The sequence below is a fragment of the Gilliamella sp. wkB108 genome, assembly GCF_001690195.1.
Classification (GTDB): Bacteria; Pseudomonadota; Gammaproteobacteria; order Enterobacterales; family Orbaceae; genus Gilliamella; species Gilliamella apicola_L.
In genome coordinates this window covers 20,796-37,687 of sequence record NZ_LZGM01000084.1, presented here as the reverse complement: position 1 = coordinate 37,687, position 16,892 = coordinate 20,796, and the positions used below count along the sequence as shown (strand labels likewise).

Here is a 16,892-nt window from a genome sequence, read left to right as displayed (position 1 = left end):
ATATTTATTCAAAGATAAAAAGAGGGCTTGCCCTCTTTTTCTTTTGTGGTATAAAATGAAAAGATTAAATGTCGCATAAATAATTAAGGAGTGACCATGAACAGATCAGATTTAGCAGAAAAAATAGTAAGCTGGCGGGCACACCTTCCTGTGCAACTAGTTGATGATGCTGTAAGAGATATCATTGAACAGATCGCTTTAGCTATGGAGAGTAACGATCGTGTAGAGATTCGAGGTTTTGGTAGTTTTAGTTTAAATTATCGCGCCCCACGTAAAGCAAGAAATCCAAGAACAGGTGGCAATGTTGAGGTTAAACATAAATATATTCCTCACTTTAAACCGGGTAAAGAATTGCGTGAAAGAGTAAATAATGCTGCAAAAGCATAAAAATATCATTCAACTAGAGGCCTTTGAGAAATCAAAGGCTTTTTTTTCTGCGTGTCCTATCTTTAATTAAATAACTTGTTTATTCTCAAAAAAATAAATATTTTCTGTAAATAACAATACTAAACAATTTTCAAAAATTATTTTCCCTTTAAATACTTTAGTGAACATTATCAAAATTTCCATTTAACTATGCAGTGAAACTACCGATAACCATAGGTTTTGGTTGTGAGTTTATGACAACAGCCTTAACTAAAGTATAAAACTGGAAGCTAACTCCAAATTCTAACAACGGATTATTATTTCGTAATCATATCATGCTAGGCTGATTAATTTATTCCCCCCAACATTATTGTGGTTTAAAAAAATGCGACAGTTTTACTCACTTGATTTACTCGCAATTAGTGCTTCATTAGGTTGTGTGCCATTAATGTTTTTGCGGGCATTACCTACCGATAATCAGTGGTATGTTCTGGCATTTATATTAGCTTTTGCACTGTTTTTCATACCGTCTAAATTTCGCAATTATCTGATGATCTTTGCTGTGTTTATATTAAGCTTTTTATGGTCAACAGCTTATTCAAAACAGTATTTAACCAATACCATTACTTACATTGATAAAACTCTCTTAGTGAAAGCTAAAGTTGATGGTCTCAATACCCGATATTTATTGGCAGACTCATCGCCATACTTTATTAAATTTACTCTGCTTGAAATTGATAATCATCCTTTAGATTTTGAACTACCTATATCGGTTTATTGGGATCAATCACAAACGCCATTAGCCGGTCAAATCTGGCAACTTACGTTAAAAACTAGAGTTGTCCATAGTTATTTAAATGAAGGTGGATTTGATAGTCAACGCTTTGCGATTGCTAATCGAAATTTATTATCAGCAAAAGTACTTAAAGCTAATTTAGTTAGTGACAAAATCAATATCAGACAGACAGTCGTTAACCAGGCTACCTCTTATATTAACTTATTTTCTTACCGTGATATTTTGCTAGCATTGGCTTTTGGTGATCGCACTCAATTAGATGATGATAACCGCAATATTATGCTACAAACTGGAGTTGCACATTTAATGGCAATATCAGGAATGCATATTTTATTGGTTTTTATGATTTGTTCATTCACTGTAAAAATAGCTTTGTTTTTACTGCCTCAACGTCTAATTTATTATGGTATTCCTATTGTAATTGGGTGGTTTGGAGCCTTTTGTTATGCATGGTTAACAGGTTTTAATCCGCCTGCATTGCGTGCTATTTTGGCGTTGTCAGTTTGGATCTATTTACGTTATTACAATTATCAACTCAGTGCTTGGCAAAAAATTAATCGCATCATTGCTATCTTATTATTGTTCGATCCTTTAATGATTTTATCTGAAAGTTTTTGGTTATCCTGTTATGCCGTTATAAGTTTGATTTTTCTTTTTGAATGGATACCTTTACCTAGGTTTATGCAACATAAAAAGCGTTGGTATTTGGTTAGATTACTGCATTTACAACTGGGTTTGATGTTACTTTTATTACCCATTCAACTTTTGATTTTTCATGGAATAAGTATGGCGTCATTATTAACCAATTTAATTGCTATTCCTATTATCTCTTTTTGCACCTTTCCGGCAATTTTATTGGCGCTACTCTATACTATTGTTGACTGTTTTTATATTGCATTATGGTTTTGGTTTATTGCTGAACAATCACTGGAATGGTTATTTTATTGTTTAAAACAGCTTAATTATGGCTGGTTAACTGTTTGTTCTAATCTCTATCTATTGAGTATTAGTGGTTGGTTACTTATTTTTGTTTTACGTACCGGATGCTGGCGCCGATTTTTCATTACTTTATTAGTATTATGGATAATACTAATTAGCCCTTTGTTCAAACAGCAGGACTATTCATGGCGATTAGATATGTTAGATGTTGGGCATGGATTGGCTGTTGTCTTACATAATGGTAAATCAGCAATATTATATGATACTGGTGCAAAATGGGAAAAAAGTTCAGCTATGCAGCGCATCATTATTCCTTTCTTACAGTGGCACAATTTAGATGTACAGGGCATCATTATAAGTCATCAGCATAACGATCACATTGGTGGTTTAACTGAACTTCAGAAATATTATCCTAATGCATGGCTGATGAGTTCATCTTCTAAACTAAATAACCATTATCACTGTATTACTGGTAATACTATAACTTGGGATCGTTTAACTTTACAGGTTTTATGGCCGGATAAATTAGTTGATTATGCCCAGAATGAGGATTCTTGTGTCTTACAAATTAGTGACGGTAATTTTAAGCTATTATTAACAGGGGATTTAGAGCGTAATCAAGAGTATCAATTAGTTGCAAAATATCACAATAAACTAGCATCGACGTTTTTACAAATTCCTCATCATGCTAGTAATACCTCATCAAGTTATACTTTCATCAATCATGTTGCACCACGACTTTCATTTGCTTCTACATCACGTTATAACCCATGGAAGCTACCTTCATATAAAAGCATTGCCCGTTATCGTGAATTAGATTTAGATTTTCTCATTACGGCTAAATCAGGTCAAATTAGTCTATTTTTTAATAAACATGACTGGACATTAAAAACAATGCGAGGAGAAATAAGCCCTAGATGGTATCATGATTGGTTTGGTAGTTTACCTATTTATGAGTAAAATAAGGTATCTACAGTTATCAATAAATATACATCGCAGATGATATTGACTAAACACAATAGAGTGAATATTAAGTTATGATTGAAAAGTTATGGTATGGTAAAAATCCGTTATTTTGGTTACTGATACCATTTTCCTGTTTGTACGGTTTGATTGCCTATGTTCGGCGTAAATTATATCAAACCGGAATATTGAAATCTTGGCATTCACCAGTTCCGGTAATTATTATCGGCAATTTGTCGGTAGGCGGTAACGGTAAAACACCTTTCGCAATTGGATTAATTGAAGCCTTAAAAGCTAAAGGATTAAAAATTGGTATCGTCTCGCGAGGCTATGGTGGTAAAGCTGATAACTATCCACTCATGTTAGATGAACATACCACCACTGAACAAGCCGGTGATGAACCTGTATTAATTTATCAACGAACCCAAGTCCCTGTTGCAGTTTCACCTAATCGCTGTCAAGCTGTACAAATACTGCTTAAACATCACAAGTTAGATGTAATTTTAACTGACGATGGTTTACAACATTATGCGCTGGCTCGTGATATAGAAATTGTTGTTGTTGACGGTAAACGTCTATTTGGTAATGGTTGGTGGATACCGGCAGGTCCTATGAGAGAAAGAACAAACCGGTTGCAATCAGTCGATTTAATCATGATAAATGGTGATAGTGTTAATAATCTAAATAAACAGTATCCCGATAAAACTTATACAATGCAATTAGCACCGCTGTACGCGGTAAATTTGTTAACACAAGAAAAAAGGAAATTAGCTGAGCTGCATAATATTTGTGCTATTGCTGGCATTAGTCATCCGCAACGTTTTTTTGCTATGTTAACTGCGATGAAAGCAGATGTTATAAAAACCACCTCTTTTGCAGATCATCAACAATTTAGTTTATCATTATTGGCAAATCTAGCCACCAATGAACAAACACTTTTAATGACTGAAAAAGATGCGGTAAAATGTCGGCAATTTGCATTACCTAACTGGTGGTATTTGCCCATTGATGCAGTGATACCGTCAGCGGCAATAGATCAGATTTGTTGGTTGTTAGCCAATATAAAATCACAAAGAGAATAAAAAAATGAAAGAGAGACTTCTTCGCGCCATTGCTTGTCCGAAATGTCATGGTGAACTGGAATACGATGCAGTACATCAGCAATTGATCTGTTATACAGATAGGTTAATTTATACAGTGAAAGAGGGCATTCCCGTTTTACTGGAAAATGAAGCACAAAAACTATCCCAACCATTGCTTACTCAAGAATAATGAAAATATAAGGTTTTAGTTATGAATTTTACAGTTATTATTCCTGCTCGATATGCATCAAGTCGCTTACCTGCTAAACCATTGGCAGATATTCATGGTAAACCTATGATAGTTCGAGTAATGGAACAAGCCAAAAAATCATCAGCCAGTCGTGTGATTGTGGCAACGGATCATCAACAAGTTTTTGATGTAGTTAAGGATTATGGCGGTGAAGTTATTCTCACCAGTGATAAACATAATTCCGGAACCGAGCGTTTAGCTGAAGTGGTCGATGCTTATCAATTTGCTGATGATGAAATTATTGTCAATGTACAAGGTGATGAACCCTTAATTCCTCCTATTATTATAGATCAAGTGGCAAACAATCTAGTCCAATTTAAAACAGGTATGGCAACACTTGCTGTTCCGATTAATTCGGTCGAAGAGGCATTTAATACAGGTGCGGTTAAAGTTGTCACAGATAAAGATGGTTATGCACTCTATTTTTCCCGTGCGACAATTCCATGGGAACGCGATCGATTTGCTAAATCTGCCGATTTATCCAAACAAACCAGTATTGGTGATTTTTACCTACGACATATTGGTATTTATGCTTATCTTACAGGTTTTATTCGTCAGTATGTTAAATGGACACCATCGACGCTTGAACAAATTGAGATGTTAGAACAGCTTAGAGTTCTTTGGTATGGTGAGAGAATTCATGTTGCGGTAGCTAAACAGTCTCCCGCTATAGGGGTTGATACTCAAGCAGATTTAGACAAAGTAAGAGAATTATTTAAGGAGTTATAATGGCTCAGTTTACCGGTTTTACTCAAGCAGGACTCAATTTTCTACAAGATGCATGGATTAATAATAGTCGATCGTGGTTTGAACAAAATCGAGCCATTTATGATAATGATTTAGTCAAACCTTTTCGATTGCTCGTTGAGCAGTTAACTCCGGCAATGCTTAAAATTGACGAATGGTTCGAAACCCGTCCGGCAATCGGTAAAACAATCTCAAGGATCCACCGAGATACCCGTTTTTCACACGATAAATCCTTATATCGAGATCACTTATGGCTCACATTTAAACGCCCGAATCGTGATTGGAAAGAAGCACCTGCTTACTTCTTTGAAATTAGTAAAGATACGTATCAGTTTGGGCTTGGTTATTATTGTGCATCCAAGCAAACAATGGATATCTTTCGGGAAGAAGTACTAAAGGATCCTGCAAAATTTTTAAAAGTGATTAATTGTGTTAAAAAACCATTTACGTTAGTTGGTGAAAGTTATAAACGTCCTTTAATTAAAGAGCAAGATGAAAAAATTGCGACATGGTATAATCGCAAAAGCCTTACTGTCATGGTGACAAGCAAACAAATAGACGACGTGCTTAATGGTGATTTGCCGGATAAGTTAGCGAAGAGATTTAAACAACTATTACCACTCTATGATTATTTCATGCGAGTGGAGATGATAAAAAATATACCTAAGCTATAATTTTATTTCAATTTGATATTTATTAAGTTATCTTGCACCAACAATTTGACGATTGAATGGTTATTTGCAAGCGACTTTATCGAGTTTATTTCAGTAACAGCAAAATTAAATATTAGGAAAATTGACAATTAACTCTTTGACGCCATTAATAATAAATTGCGTACCCACACAGACTAATAAAAAACCCATAAATCGTGAGGTGGCTTCTATGCCACTTTTCCCCATGAAACGCATTATACTACCAGCACTACGCATACAAAACCAAAGAATAAGACATAACAATAGTGGAACCAAAATTGAGGCGGTATAAACTACCCAAGTTGAAACATCATAACCACCACTTTTTACTGTTGATGCCATACTAATTATCATTGCTATTGTTCCAGGTCCTGCTGTACTAGGCATAGCTAATGGCACAAAAGCAATATTATTGGAAGGTTCCTTCTTTTTAGCATCTGCTTCCAATGTTCTATGCGATGGTTGCTGGGGAAAGAGCATTCTAAAGCCGATAATACCAACAATCATACCTCCAGCAATGCGTAAACCGGGAATAGAAATACCAAATGTACTCATAATTAATTGACCACAATAAAATGAGGCAACCATAATCACAAATACATAAATACAAGCCATTTTAGACTGATAATTACGTTCTTCATTGGTCATATCACCCGATAAACCAAGTAGTAGCACTACGGTGGTTAACGGATTGGTTAACGGAATAAACAAAATTAACCCAAAACCAACAGTTTGTATAAGCTCTAACATAAATATTATTAAGACCTAATGGCAAAAAATACAGATAATTATAATTCAAATAAGCTAGATATAATATATGGGCGAATTAACGCCCACTATTGAACAACATAAAAATGGTAATTTTAGAATGGAATATCGTCATCGAAATCCATTGGTGGTTCAGGTGCTTTAGGTTGTTGCATTGCTGGCGCTGTTGGTGCCGATGAGCGAGCAGGTGCAGCTGGTGCAGATGAAACGTTATTGGCACTTTGCCCCCAATGTTGCGAGTTATCATCAAAACTTTCACTGTTATTACGAGATCCTAAGATTTGTAATGTTCCACCCACAGGATTAACCACGACCTCTGTGGTATAGCGATCATTACCTGTTTGATCTTGCCATTTTCGAGTTTGTAATTGGCCTTCAAGGTAAACTTGAGTACCTTTCTTTATGTATTCACCAGCAATTTCAGCTAATTTACCAAAGACGACAACACGATGCCATTCAGTACGATCGCGGTTTTCACCTGTTTGTTTATCCTTCCATGATTCAGATGTTGCAACGCTAAAATTAGCCACAGCGTTACCATTTGGCATGTAACGGACTTCTGGATCTTGGCCTAAGTTGCCAACTAAAATGACTTTATTAATACCTCGGTTTGCCATTATAAACTCCTAAAAATTGCATAAAAATTTAAGTTCAGTATTGTAACATGACAATGAAGCAACATCACCGAATTTAATTTATTAATGGAATACAACTTCCATATTGGAAAGATACAGAAAGATTAGCTTAGACATAGGAATTTATTGCTATAACGAGTATAATGCCACACATTTGTTTATGCAATGTTCTAAAAAATTTCCCACAAAGGAGGCCTTATGATTAATGCGTTTGGACTAAAAAACAAACAGTTAGTGAAAATTAATGAAGGCGATATAAATAATGCGACCTGGATTGATTTAATTGAACCAGAAGAAGCCGATCGAGATTTTGTTTTAACTCATTTAGGACAAAACTTAGCTACAAGTATAGAATTAGATGATATTGAGGCGTCAGCTCGTTTTTTTGAAGATAATGAAGGATTGCATGTCCACTCTTTCTTTTTTTATGAAGATGCTGAAGATCGTGCGGGCAACTCAACTGTTGCATTTACCGTTCATAACGGACGTTTATTCACATTACGTGAGCGGGATTTACCGGCATTTCGCCTATATCGCATGCGTTCACGCTATCAAGGTATGAATGATGGGAATCCTTATGAAGTATTACTCGATCTATTTGAAGTGAAAGTTGAACAATTAGCCGATCAAATCGAGAATATCTATAGTGAACTGGAAGAACTCAGTTTAATTATTATGGATCGCTCTGCTCAAGAGCATTATGACGAAGCCATTACTTCTTTGGCTGAACTTGAAGATACGGCCTGGAAAGTTCGTTTATGTCTAATGGATAGTCAACGAGCAGTTAACTATCTGGTGCGCAGAGCCAAAATGCCAGTAGATCAACTTGAACAAGCTCGTGAGGTTATCCGCGATATTGAATCGTTGGTACCACATAATGAATCACTATTTCAAAAAGTGAACTTTTTGATGCAAGCCGCAACCAGCTTTATTAATATTGAACAAAGTCGCATTATTAAGATTTTCTCGGTGGTATCAGTTGTCTTTTTACCGCCGACAGTTGTCGCTTCTGCTTATGGGATGAATTTTGAATTTATGCCAGAACTTAAATGGGAATATGGATATCCATTTTCGTTAATTCTAATGTTGCTTGCAGGTGTTGCACCATATATTTATTTTAAACTCAAAAAGTGGTTATAAGTTTTAGTTCATTTGTGTATCACATTACAACTCTCCGCTTATAAAATTAGCGGAGAATCCTCTTAGCCATAGCCAATTAAGGTAAACTAGTTAAGTTTAAAGAAATAGTTCATAATATTGTGATTAAGCTTGTTGTAGCGCATAAGTGTAACAGCTCACAATTTGCACAGAATCAATCAATTTGTTAAAAAAGGGAATAACATGAGTCAATATGCACTTGTAACCGATATTGGTGGAACCAATGCTCGCTTTGCATTATATAATTTAACAACTAATGAATTATCGGCAATCACGAAAATTCTTATTGCTAAACACGATGTTTTATTAACATTAATCAAAGATTATTTAGCTACACAATCGGTAAAAATTGATATGGCTTGCATTGCAATAGCATGCCCGATTGATGATGAAGATGTGATCACTATGACTAATAATGATTTGTCATTTTCTCGTTCTGAACTTATTAGAGAGCTTAATCTAACTACACTTGAAGTTATTAATGATTTTACTGCGGTATCGACATCTATTCCTAAATTATTACCACAAGATGTGGTGAAAATTGGTGGTGGAGAACCCGATTTAAATTATCCGATCGCTATTTATGGCGCTGGAACAGGGCTTGGTGTCTCACATCTGATTAACATCAATGGTCACTGGATAAGTTTATCTGGTGAAGGAGGCCATACTGAATTGCCAATGACTAACGATGAAGAAGATCGTATATTAGTGCAATTGCGTAAAAAGTTCGGGCGTGTATCAACAGAACGTTTTTTATCAGGTAATGGTATTGTTAATATCTATCAAGCACTATTACAAATCAATAATCAACCCATAGAGGATATTACCCCTGATATTATTGTGCAAAGAGCCTTAGATAATAGCTGTCCAATTTGCTTACAAACCTTAAATCACTTTTGTACTTTTATGGGACGATTTGGCGGAAATTTAGTCTTAACGCTTAATACACAAGGTGGGGTTTATATCGCTGGTGGTATTGTGCCTCGTTTCATAGAATTTTTTAAAAAATCGGCATTTAGAGATGCATTTGAAAATAAAGGCCGTATGTCATTTTTGGTTAAAAAAGTGCCTGTGTATGTTATCACTCATAAAGATCCGGGACTATTTGGTGCAGGTGTATATTTGCAAAATAGCCTGGAAAAGTGCTGATTAGTAAGGAAGTTATCTTATGATGTGGTGTTATATTTATCGTAGTAGTAAAAAAGAGAATTGTTATTTGTATATGGAAAATGAGAATGACTTTTCAACCATTCCTGAAAAAATCCTTTCTATTTTTGGTACGCCAGTGTTTGTTATGAAGGTATTGCTTGACGGAAAAAGACGTTTTGTCGTCGGTACTTCTGATGAAATTGAAGAAAAGATAAAAAATGATGGATTTTTTCTGCAAATGCTAAAAGAAGATGATTTTAAAGTATGATCGAACCATTTTGGGAATATAAAACCTTAGATCAAATGAGTGATAATGAATGGGAACAACTTTGTGATGGTTGTGGTCAATGCTGTCTAAATAAATTAATGGACGAAGACACCGATGAGATTTTATACACTAATGTTGCTTGCAACTTATTAGATTCGAATACTTGTCAGTGCAGACACTATCATCATCGTTTTGAATATGAACCTGATTGTATTAAATTAACCCGAGAAAATTTACTTACTATCGAATGGTTGCCATTAACTTGTAGTTATCGTTTCTTTTTAGATAATGGTCGATTGCCTGAATGGCATCCGCTTATTACAGGCAATAAAAAGCAGATGCATAAACTAAAAATTTCAGTTAAAAATCGTATTGTTTATGAAAAAGATGTGATTTGTTGGGAAGATCATATCATTTAACATAAAGGGAGCATTCGCTCCCTTTTACTTTAGTTATTAAAGTATAGTCATTAAAGTAAGATCCACAAAACACCGAAAATATCATTACCTAGCAAATTTAAAAAGATAAGAATAAATGCCACAATTATAAATGAGATATCAATATACCCGATAGGTGGTACTAGTCGGCGAATAGGCGCAATCAGCGGTTCGGTTAATTGAGCAAGCAGTTCATCAGTAAACGTTTGTCCACGATTAATCCAACTAAAAATTGCTCTAAATAATAATAACCAAAATAGTAAATGTCCTATCGCATGAATGATTGCTACAACAGCAAACCACAAATAATCAATATTAAATAAAGGTGCATTGATGGTGCCATAACTAAAAACAAACATAATTTTGATTAATGCAAACACGTATAAAATAATCCATGTTGCAGTATCAAATCGCCCGATTGAGGGAATAAATTGACGTAAACGACCTACAATTGGTTGAGTAATTTTTACGATAAATTGCGTAAATGGATTATTGAAATTAACACGCATGCGTTGCATCCATAATCGTAAAATTATGATATAAAGGCAAACGGTTAAAACAGTTTTTCCTAGAAAGAAAATCGATGCCATCTAAAACTCCTTAAAATTTACATGCCTTGCAATATATCATAAATACTGCCTTGCACCAAAGATTGCTGTGCCAATTCGAACCATAGTGCTACCCGCAACAATAGCGGCTTGCATATCACCAGTCATACCCATTGACAGTGTATCCATAAATGGATAGTCAGCTTGTAATGAATATAAAAGTTGTTGCATTTGACGAAAAACGTTCAGTTGTTTGTTGAAATCATTTTCAATTTCAGGGATCGCCATTAAACCTCGCAAACTTAAATTAGGGAGATTTATCACTTGTTTAACTAAATCGGTTACATCTGAAGGTGAGACACCAGACTTACTCATTTCTTGACTAATATTAACTTGAATAAGTACATTAAGTTTTGCCATATGCGTTGGACGTTGATCATTTAATCGTTGAGCGATTTTGAAACGATCAATGGTATGCATCCAATCAAAATTTTCTGCAACTAATTTACTTTTATTGGATTGGAGAGGACCAATAAAATGCCATATTAAAGGGGTATCAGGTAATGCTTGCTTAAAGTAGTTGATCTTCTCAACACCTTCTTGAACATAATTTTCACCAAAGGAAATTTGACCAGCATTTATCGCTTCTGTGATTTGCTCAACAGGTTTGGTTTTACTTACAGCAATAAGTTCAATAGTGTTGGGATCGCGATCGCATTCTAAGGCAATTTTTTGAATTTTATTTTTAATAGCAAGTAAATTGTCATGTACCGTGTTCATTTTAATTTCCAATTGATAATGTAATAATATGTTAAACTCAATATTGGCACGTAGTGTAACGCAAAATGCTTCAGATGTGCATCTTTCCAGTGGTGAAAAGCCATGCATCCGTATAAATGGGCAGTTACAGTTTTTAGTTGATGAAAAATTATCACCTCTGGAACTAAAACAAGCGTTACTTAAAATACTTACTCCATTACAACAAGATGAATTAAACCATAACGGTCAACTTGATTTAGCTTATCATCTTGGCAATATCGGTCGATTTAGAGCAAATATTTTCTATCAGCATCGAGGTATATCTGCTGTATTTAGAGTAATTAATCAACAAATCCCCGACCTATCACAGCTTGATGCCCCAAATATTTTTAAAAGTTTAGTAGAATCAAAGTATGGTATTATTTTAATCACTGGCGCGACAGGTAGTGGCAAATCGACTACATTGGCATCATTGATTCAATATATCAATTTGACGGTAGCTAAACATATTATCACATTAGAAGATCCGATTGAGTTTATATACCAAAATGAAAAATCATTAATTGAGCAACGAGAGTTATCAGATTTCGATAGTGCGATAAATTCTATTTTAAGGCAAGATCCAGATATTATTCTATTAGGTGAACTGCGAAACAAACAAGCTATCCAAGCGGCATTAACCATTGCTGAAACGGGGCATTTGGTTTTTGCAACTTTACATACAAGTTCGGCAATACAGACGATCAATCGTATTATTGATGTATTTAATGGTCATGAACGTGATTTTATTCGCACTCAATTAGCCAGTAGTTTAAAAGCGGTGATAAGCCAAAAATTAGTTACACACACAAATGGCAGGAAGGCACTATTTGAAATATTGATTAATACACCTGCGGTAAGTAATTTAATCAATGAAGGTAAAATTAAGCAGATTTTTTCACTTATGCAGACGGGGCAACAATATGGTATGCAAATTATGCCACAATGATGATCAATTTTAATGAATATTGTAAATGAAAGAGCGTTATATATATATATCATCTTCACTAGTAATAATAAAAGTACATTGATTATTACTAGCTATCCAATCCATTCAATATGACGCACACAACCAATTGCGTTAGCTAGATGAATACTTAGACAGAAGGAACAATCAATAATTACAATCTTTGATCAAAATAGATGTATCGAAACGAGAGTAAATATCATTGACTCATCAGAACATTTTCGCCTAACAGCCAAACCAGTAACCCATTTGTTAGAAAGAAAAGATACCTGTTACCCAACAAAATTTGATAATCGTTTTTTAACTCAATTGGTAAATTGCTTAAAATTATTTCCCGGCATTGTAAAAAAATAATTAAAGAGATAAACGTAATTATGAATAGTTTGTTACTAGTATCGTTGATATTGCCAATAATATTTTTTAGCTTTATAACCAAAATATTTTATAATCACTTAGTCGTTCTTTCACTAAGGAGAAAATAATGGAACAGCGTATTGGTTTTATCGGTTTAGGTAATATGGGTAATGCTATTTTGCAAGGTGTTTTGGCAAGTAACATAGTACCGGGAACGCAAATTTATGTTTATGATACTCATCCTGAGAAAGGGCAGGCGCTTAATCAATCTTATTCTATTAATAATCTTAGTTCCGGCCGAGATGTAGCCAGAGAGTCAGATATTGTTTTTATCGCAGTAAAACCTAATGTTATTGTTGATGTCTTAAATGACATTCAAAAGGAACTGAAAAAGAACACTATTGTGGTATCAATTGCAGCCGGTGTAACGATAAAAACCATTGCTAATAGTGTTGGTTATGAACAAAAAATTGTACGCGTAATGCCAAATACTCCGGCACTGGTCAATGCGGCAATGTGTTCAATTACACCAAATACCGAAGTAACAGATGAAGAGATTGCTGTTATTCAATCATTATTAAACTGTATTGGTGCAACCGAAGTCGTTCCTGAATACTTAATTGATGCAGTTATAGGTGCAAGTGGATCATCGCCTGCATTTGTGTTTATGTTTATTGAAGCATTAGCTGACGGGGCGGTCAAAGGTGGTTTATCGCGAAAACAAGCTTATAGATTTGCGGCTCAAGCAGTCATGGGATCAGCTAAACTTCTTTTGGAAACAGGCAAACATCCCGGTGAACTTAAGGACATGGTTTGTTCACCAGCCGGTACAACAATTGAGGGTGTGCAAACGCTTGAAGAGAGAGGATTTAGGGCTGCAGTCATGGATGCTGTGGCTGCAACGATTAAAAAATCTCAAGTACTTGCTGAAAAGTAACAGTGTAACTCTTTTATCCGCCTTAATTTATTAATGGCGGATAATGATTTTGGCAGGGGCTATTTATAGCAAACAATAAAATAGTTTAAAACATTGCTTGCATATGAAGTCAATCTATGCGTTAATAGTACCTAGCATATGACATGCGGATTTATTTAGTGACATTTTGATTTAAGCAGTTTGTAGTTTACTTTCTATCTCTTTTAGCTTTAGTTCTCTTCAACTTTTCCTTCTCAGTGTTCATAAGTTCTAAGTTTTATGTTTTAAAGATAGCCTTATCGGCTGAGATTATTTTATTAGAGGAAATTATTATGTCTAAGAAGACAGGACAAGTTAAATGGTTTAATGAAAGTAAAGGTTTTGGATTTATCTCTCCAGAAGATGGTAGTAAAGATGTGTTTGTACATTTTTCCGCTATTGCTGGTGACGGATTCAAAACATTAGCAGAAGGGCAACATGTTGAGTTCGCTATCCAAGATAGTCCTCGTGGTCCAGCTGCTGCCGAAGTTGTTATAATGTAATTACCCTTTCTTTTTAATCTTATCAGTAGGTTATAAACACACTACTGATAAGATGTTTTATCGCCTATCAACTTGTGTTATGAAAATTTCTATTGTATGATTATTCCGGTATGTTGGTTTATTAATCAACATAATTATACTCAAATATAGAAAGGAAAAAATTTAATGAAAAAATTATTTTTATCAGTAGCACTATTAGGTCTTTCATCAGTTGCTATGGCTGATTTATCAGCTACATGTAAAACATACTTTGATAAAGTTGATACTTTATTTAAAGCTATTCCTGATGATGCCGCAACTAAACAACAAATGGATCTAATGAAACAAAATTTAGAAGCAGGTAAACAACAGATTTCTTCAATGCCTGAATCTCAACAAGAAGCTGCTTGTAAACAAGCTAGTGAAACATTGAAACAACTTGAAGCTTCAATGCCTAAAAGATAGTATTATTGATTAATAATAATTTAATGTCGATTTTGATGTCGAAAATCCCAAGGGGCTATAGGATGTTTATCTTTCCAAAGTCCCTTTTTGTTTTGTTTAGCTTTAGTTTCTAGATTTACAAATATCTTATTTTTAGCTACCCCTTTATAACGGTATGCCCATGCATAACCATTTTCAATCATTTTGGCATTGATATTTATTTTATTATAGAAAATGGTACCAAGGGTGCGTTGGTAAATATCTTTCTTATTTTCTTTAACGAAAACCATTTTACCTGCAATCAATGATGCCAAATATTTCCTTGATACATTACCAAAAGCTTGTCGACTTTCAGGCGCGTCAATATCCAATAAACGAATTCGGATTTTTTGTTTTTGGGAAGTTAATACATCAACGGTATCACCATCAATGACTTTAACAACTTTACCTTGAAAATCAGCATTAGCTAAAGTTGTTAATGATAGAAGTAGTACAATACTAATAAAAAAATGTTTTAATAAATTCATCATCAATAATAATTTGCAAATATTGTCATATATTATATACCGAATATAAATAGATACTCAATTGAAACCCTGATTAAGTTAACTTTAACCGGAATGCAATTGAAAAACTCAGGCATGTTGAATATTAAACGATCACATATCTTGAAATTATCTTCGGAGCAAGTTGGTATTCAGGCTTATTACTCAACGTGTAATTTAGTATTCATTATGTGTTAAAAGTTAATTTATCGCTCTTCTGTGACCGTAATTTGTGGTTTTTTATGTCCATGTAATAAGTAGTAAAGAATCATAGATAAGAAAGTTATTAGTGCGCAGAGTAAATACAATCCTTGATAACCGGTGTAGGGAATAACAAGTCCCATAAAATAAGGTCCTAGACCAATACCAAAATCAAATAGAATGAAATAAGTAGACGTAGCTTGTCCTACTTTATGATGTGGAGAAACTTTGACAGCCACAGCTTGTGCAGTTGATTGAAAGTTACCAAAACCTAGTCCTATCAAAGCACTGGAAAGTAGTAAAAGCCATGCATTATGAGCAGTACTTAGAACAATAAAGCCAATAATAAGTAAAGTTAAGGTTGGATAAATAATTACATTTTCGCCTTTTAGGTCGAACAATTTACCACTAAATGGACGTGATATTAAAATAAATACGGCATAAATAGCAAAAAAGAAACTAGCTGCTTCTATTAAATTCAGCTGCTGAGCATAAAATGACAAGTAAGCTTGAATGGCTGCATACCCGATAGAAACAAGCATTACGATAAATGAGATACGTACAGCACTAGGTTCAATATAACTTGATAATTGTAACCATGATGCTTTTTGCTTAGATGTTTGCTTTTGGGGGGAGTTGATCATCAATTTATTCGCTTTAAGGCGATAAGCAATTAATAGACAAATGATCCCAATAATAATGCCAAAATAAAACAGTACCGAAAAGTTGACATGTTGTGCTAATAATATGCCGGCAAAAGGGCCTAATGCTGTTGCTAAAATGGTACTCAAACTAAAGTAGCTAATGCCTTCACCACGGCGATTAGGTGGAACAATATAGACAACAATTGTACCTGTTACAGTACCAATGACACCGACAAAAATGCCACTAATAAAACGAACTAATATTAATGATGTCAGGTTAAAAGCGGTTAAGTATAACCCCATAGTGATAATAAAACCGGTGATGCCAACAAAAAGTGCTTTTTTGCAGCCAATCATTTCAAGGAAAAATCCAGTGATAAACCGACCAATCAGACACCCAATAACCATCATACCAGTAACGAGGCCTGCGATACTTTTGCTGGCAGCAAATGTATCAACAACGTAATTACCTATGGTTACAAGTAACATATAGTAATTTATCAAAACGAATAGATTAATAGCGGAAACGACAATAAAATCCGTACTCCACAATTTGGTTTGTGTTTGATTATCCATAATACAATAACTTATTTGTGTTTTTGAAATTCACAAATAAATATACTCATTATTCATCCATACTATTTCGCGATTGGTTGACTATGAAAGAGTCAGAAGGAGTTATTTTTATCTCGAAAATAATTGGG

Annotated in this window: 20 protein-coding genes; 14 read left to right on the top strand and 6 right to left on the bottom strand. The window is 34.4% G+C overall.

What is annotated here, in order from left to right; all coding sequences use genetic code 11:
- Positions 1-96: 96 nt before the first annotated feature.
- The 6 genes from ihfB to A9G11_RS09510 all read left to right on the top strand — a co-directional run bounded on the left by ihfB (position 97) and on the right by A9G11_RS09510 (position 5,817).
- Positions 97-387 carry an integration host factor subunit beta gene (gene ihfB, locus A9G11_RS09535; protein ID WP_065619375.1) on the top strand — a complete coding sequence of 97 codons (291 nt, stop codon included), beginning with the start codon at positions 97-99 and terminating at the stop codon, positions 385-387.
- Between the two features lie 364 nt (positions 388-751).
- Positions 752-3,061: a DNA internalization-related competence protein ComEC/Rec2 gene (locus A9G11_RS09530; RefSeq protein ID WP_065619374.1), complete on the top strand. Its 2,310-nt coding sequence runs from the start codon at positions 752-754 to the stop codon at positions 3,059-3,061.
- 77 nt (positions 3,062-3,138) lie between these two features.
- Positions 3,139-4,146 (top strand): tetraacyldisaccharide 4'-kinase, encoded by a 1,008-nt coding sequence (lpxK, locus tag A9G11_RS09525; RefSeq protein WP_065619373.1) that lies wholly within the window; start codon positions 3,139-3,141, stop codon positions 4,144-4,146.
- 4 nt (positions 4,147-4,150) lie between these two features.
- A complete protein-coding gene (locus tag A9G11_RS09520) occupies positions 4,151-4,336 on the top strand; it encodes a Trm112 family protein (protein WP_065619372.1) in 186 nt (61 codons plus the stop codon).
- A gap of 21 nt (positions 4,337-4,357) precedes the next feature.
- Positions 4,358-5,125, top strand: a complete 768-nt coding sequence (kdsB, locus tag A9G11_RS09515) for a 3-deoxy-manno-octulosonate cytidylyltransferase (RefSeq protein ID WP_065619371.1) — start codon at positions 4,358-4,360, stop codon at positions 5,123-5,125.
- The gene (locus A9G11_RS09510) at positions 5,125-5,817 is read left to right on the top strand and encodes a DUF2461 domain-containing protein (RefSeq protein ID WP_065619370.1); all 693 of its coding nucleotides are present in this window, start codon (positions 5,125-5,127) and stop codon (positions 5,815-5,817) included. Before kdsB ends, A9G11_RS09510 begins: the two co-directional genes overlap by 1 nt.
- A 105-nt stretch (positions 5,818-5,922) precedes the next feature.
- Here A9G11_RS09510 and A9G11_RS09505 read toward each other — a convergent pair whose 3' ends face one another.
- Both A9G11_RS09505 and A9G11_RS09500 read right to left on the bottom strand, forming a co-directional pair.
- Positions 5,923-6,585, bottom strand: coding sequence for a MarC family NAAT transporter (locus A9G11_RS09505; RefSeq protein ID WP_065619369.1), 663 nt, complete (start codon positions 6,583-6,585; stop codon positions 5,923-5,925).
- Between the two features lie 113 nt (positions 6,586-6,698).
- Positions 6,699-7,220: a single-stranded DNA-binding protein gene (locus A9G11_RS09500; RefSeq protein WP_065619368.1), complete on the bottom strand. Its 522-nt coding sequence runs from the start codon at positions 7,218-7,220 to the stop codon at positions 6,699-6,701.
- A 216-nt stretch (positions 7,221-7,436) separates the two neighbouring features.
- Between A9G11_RS09500 and corA the strand changes: the two genes are divergently transcribed.
- From corA to A9G11_RS09480, 4 genes are all read left to right on the top strand, one after another.
- Positions 7,437-8,378, top strand: coding sequence for a magnesium/cobalt transporter CorA (corA, locus tag A9G11_RS09495; RefSeq protein ID WP_065556855.1), 942 nt, complete (start codon positions 7,437-7,439; stop codon positions 8,376-8,378).
- A 201-nt stretch (positions 8,379-8,579) separates the two neighbouring features.
- Positions 8,580-9,545 (top strand): glucokinase, encoded by a 966-nt coding sequence (gene glk, locus A9G11_RS09490; RefSeq protein ID WP_065619367.1) that lies wholly within the window; start codon positions 8,580-8,582, stop codon positions 9,543-9,545.
- A gap of 19 nt (positions 9,546-9,564) precedes the next feature.
- The gene (locus A9G11_RS09485) at positions 9,565-9,813 is read left to right on the top strand and encodes a YcgL domain-containing protein (protein ID WP_081298516.1); all 249 of its coding nucleotides are present in this window, start codon (positions 9,565-9,567) and stop codon (positions 9,811-9,813) included.
- Positions 9,810-10,232, top strand: a complete 423-nt coding sequence (locus A9G11_RS09480) for a YcgN family cysteine cluster protein (protein WP_065619366.1) — start codon at positions 9,810-9,812, stop codon at positions 10,230-10,232. The genes A9G11_RS09485 and A9G11_RS09480 overlap by 4 nt, the downstream gene beginning before the upstream one ends.
- 50 nt (positions 10,233-10,282) lie before the next feature.
- Here the strand turns inward: A9G11_RS09480 and A9G11_RS09475 are convergent, their stop codons facing one another.
- Complete coding sequence (locus tag A9G11_RS09475; RefSeq protein ID WP_065619365.1) at positions 10,283-10,840, bottom strand: YggT family protein; 558 nt, start codon at positions 10,838-10,840, stop codon at positions 10,283-10,285.
- 36 nt (positions 10,841-10,876) lie between these two features.
- Positions 10,877-11,578, bottom strand: a complete 702-nt coding sequence (locus A9G11_RS09470) for a YggS family pyridoxal phosphate-dependent enzyme (protein ID WP_065619364.1) — start codon at positions 11,576-11,578, stop codon at positions 10,877-10,879.
- Positions 11,579-11,606: 28 nt separating this feature from the next.
- Here A9G11_RS09470 and A9G11_RS09465 point away from each other — a divergent pair, with 28 nt between their 5' ends.
- From A9G11_RS09465 to A9G11_RS09450, 4 genes are all read left to right on the top strand, one after another.
- Entirely contained in the window at positions 11,607-12,545 is a 939-nt protein-coding gene (locus A9G11_RS09465) for a type IV pilus twitching motility protein PilT (RefSeq protein ID WP_065619363.1), read from the top strand.
- Between the two features lie 499 nt (positions 12,546-13,044).
- The gene (gene proC / locus A9G11_RS09460; protein ID WP_065619362.1) at positions 13,045-13,854 is read left to right on the top strand and encodes a pyrroline-5-carboxylate reductase; all 810 of its coding nucleotides are present in this window, start codon (positions 13,045-13,047) and stop codon (positions 13,852-13,854) included.
- Between the two features lie 311 nt (positions 13,855-14,165).
- On the top strand, positions 14,166-14,375 hold the full coding sequence (gene cspE, locus A9G11_RS09455) for a transcription antiterminator/RNA stability regulator CspE (RefSeq protein WP_065619361.1): 210 nt from the start codon (positions 14,166-14,168) through the stop codon (positions 14,373-14,375).
- A gap of 165 nt (positions 14,376-14,540) precedes the next feature.
- Complete coding sequence (locus A9G11_RS09450; RefSeq protein ID WP_065619360.1) at positions 14,541-14,819, top strand: DUF5339 domain-containing protein; 279 nt, start codon at positions 14,541-14,543, stop codon at positions 14,817-14,819.
- A 20-nt stretch (positions 14,820-14,839) separates the two neighbouring features.
- On the opposite strand, the gene A9G11_RS09445 is transcribed toward A9G11_RS09450, so the two are convergent.
- Together A9G11_RS09445 and A9G11_RS09440 are read right to left on the bottom strand one after the other, a co-directional pair.
- Complete coding sequence (locus A9G11_RS09445) at positions 14,840-15,328, bottom strand: thermonuclease family protein (protein ID WP_081298515.1); 489 nt, start codon at positions 15,326-15,328, stop codon at positions 14,840-14,842.
- Positions 15,329-15,549: 221 nt separating this feature from the next.
- On the bottom strand, positions 15,550-16,764 hold the full coding sequence (locus A9G11_RS09440) for an MFS transporter (protein WP_065619359.1): 1,215 nt from the start codon (positions 16,762-16,764) through the stop codon (positions 15,550-15,552).
- Positions 16,765-16,892: the final 128 nt, after the last annotated feature.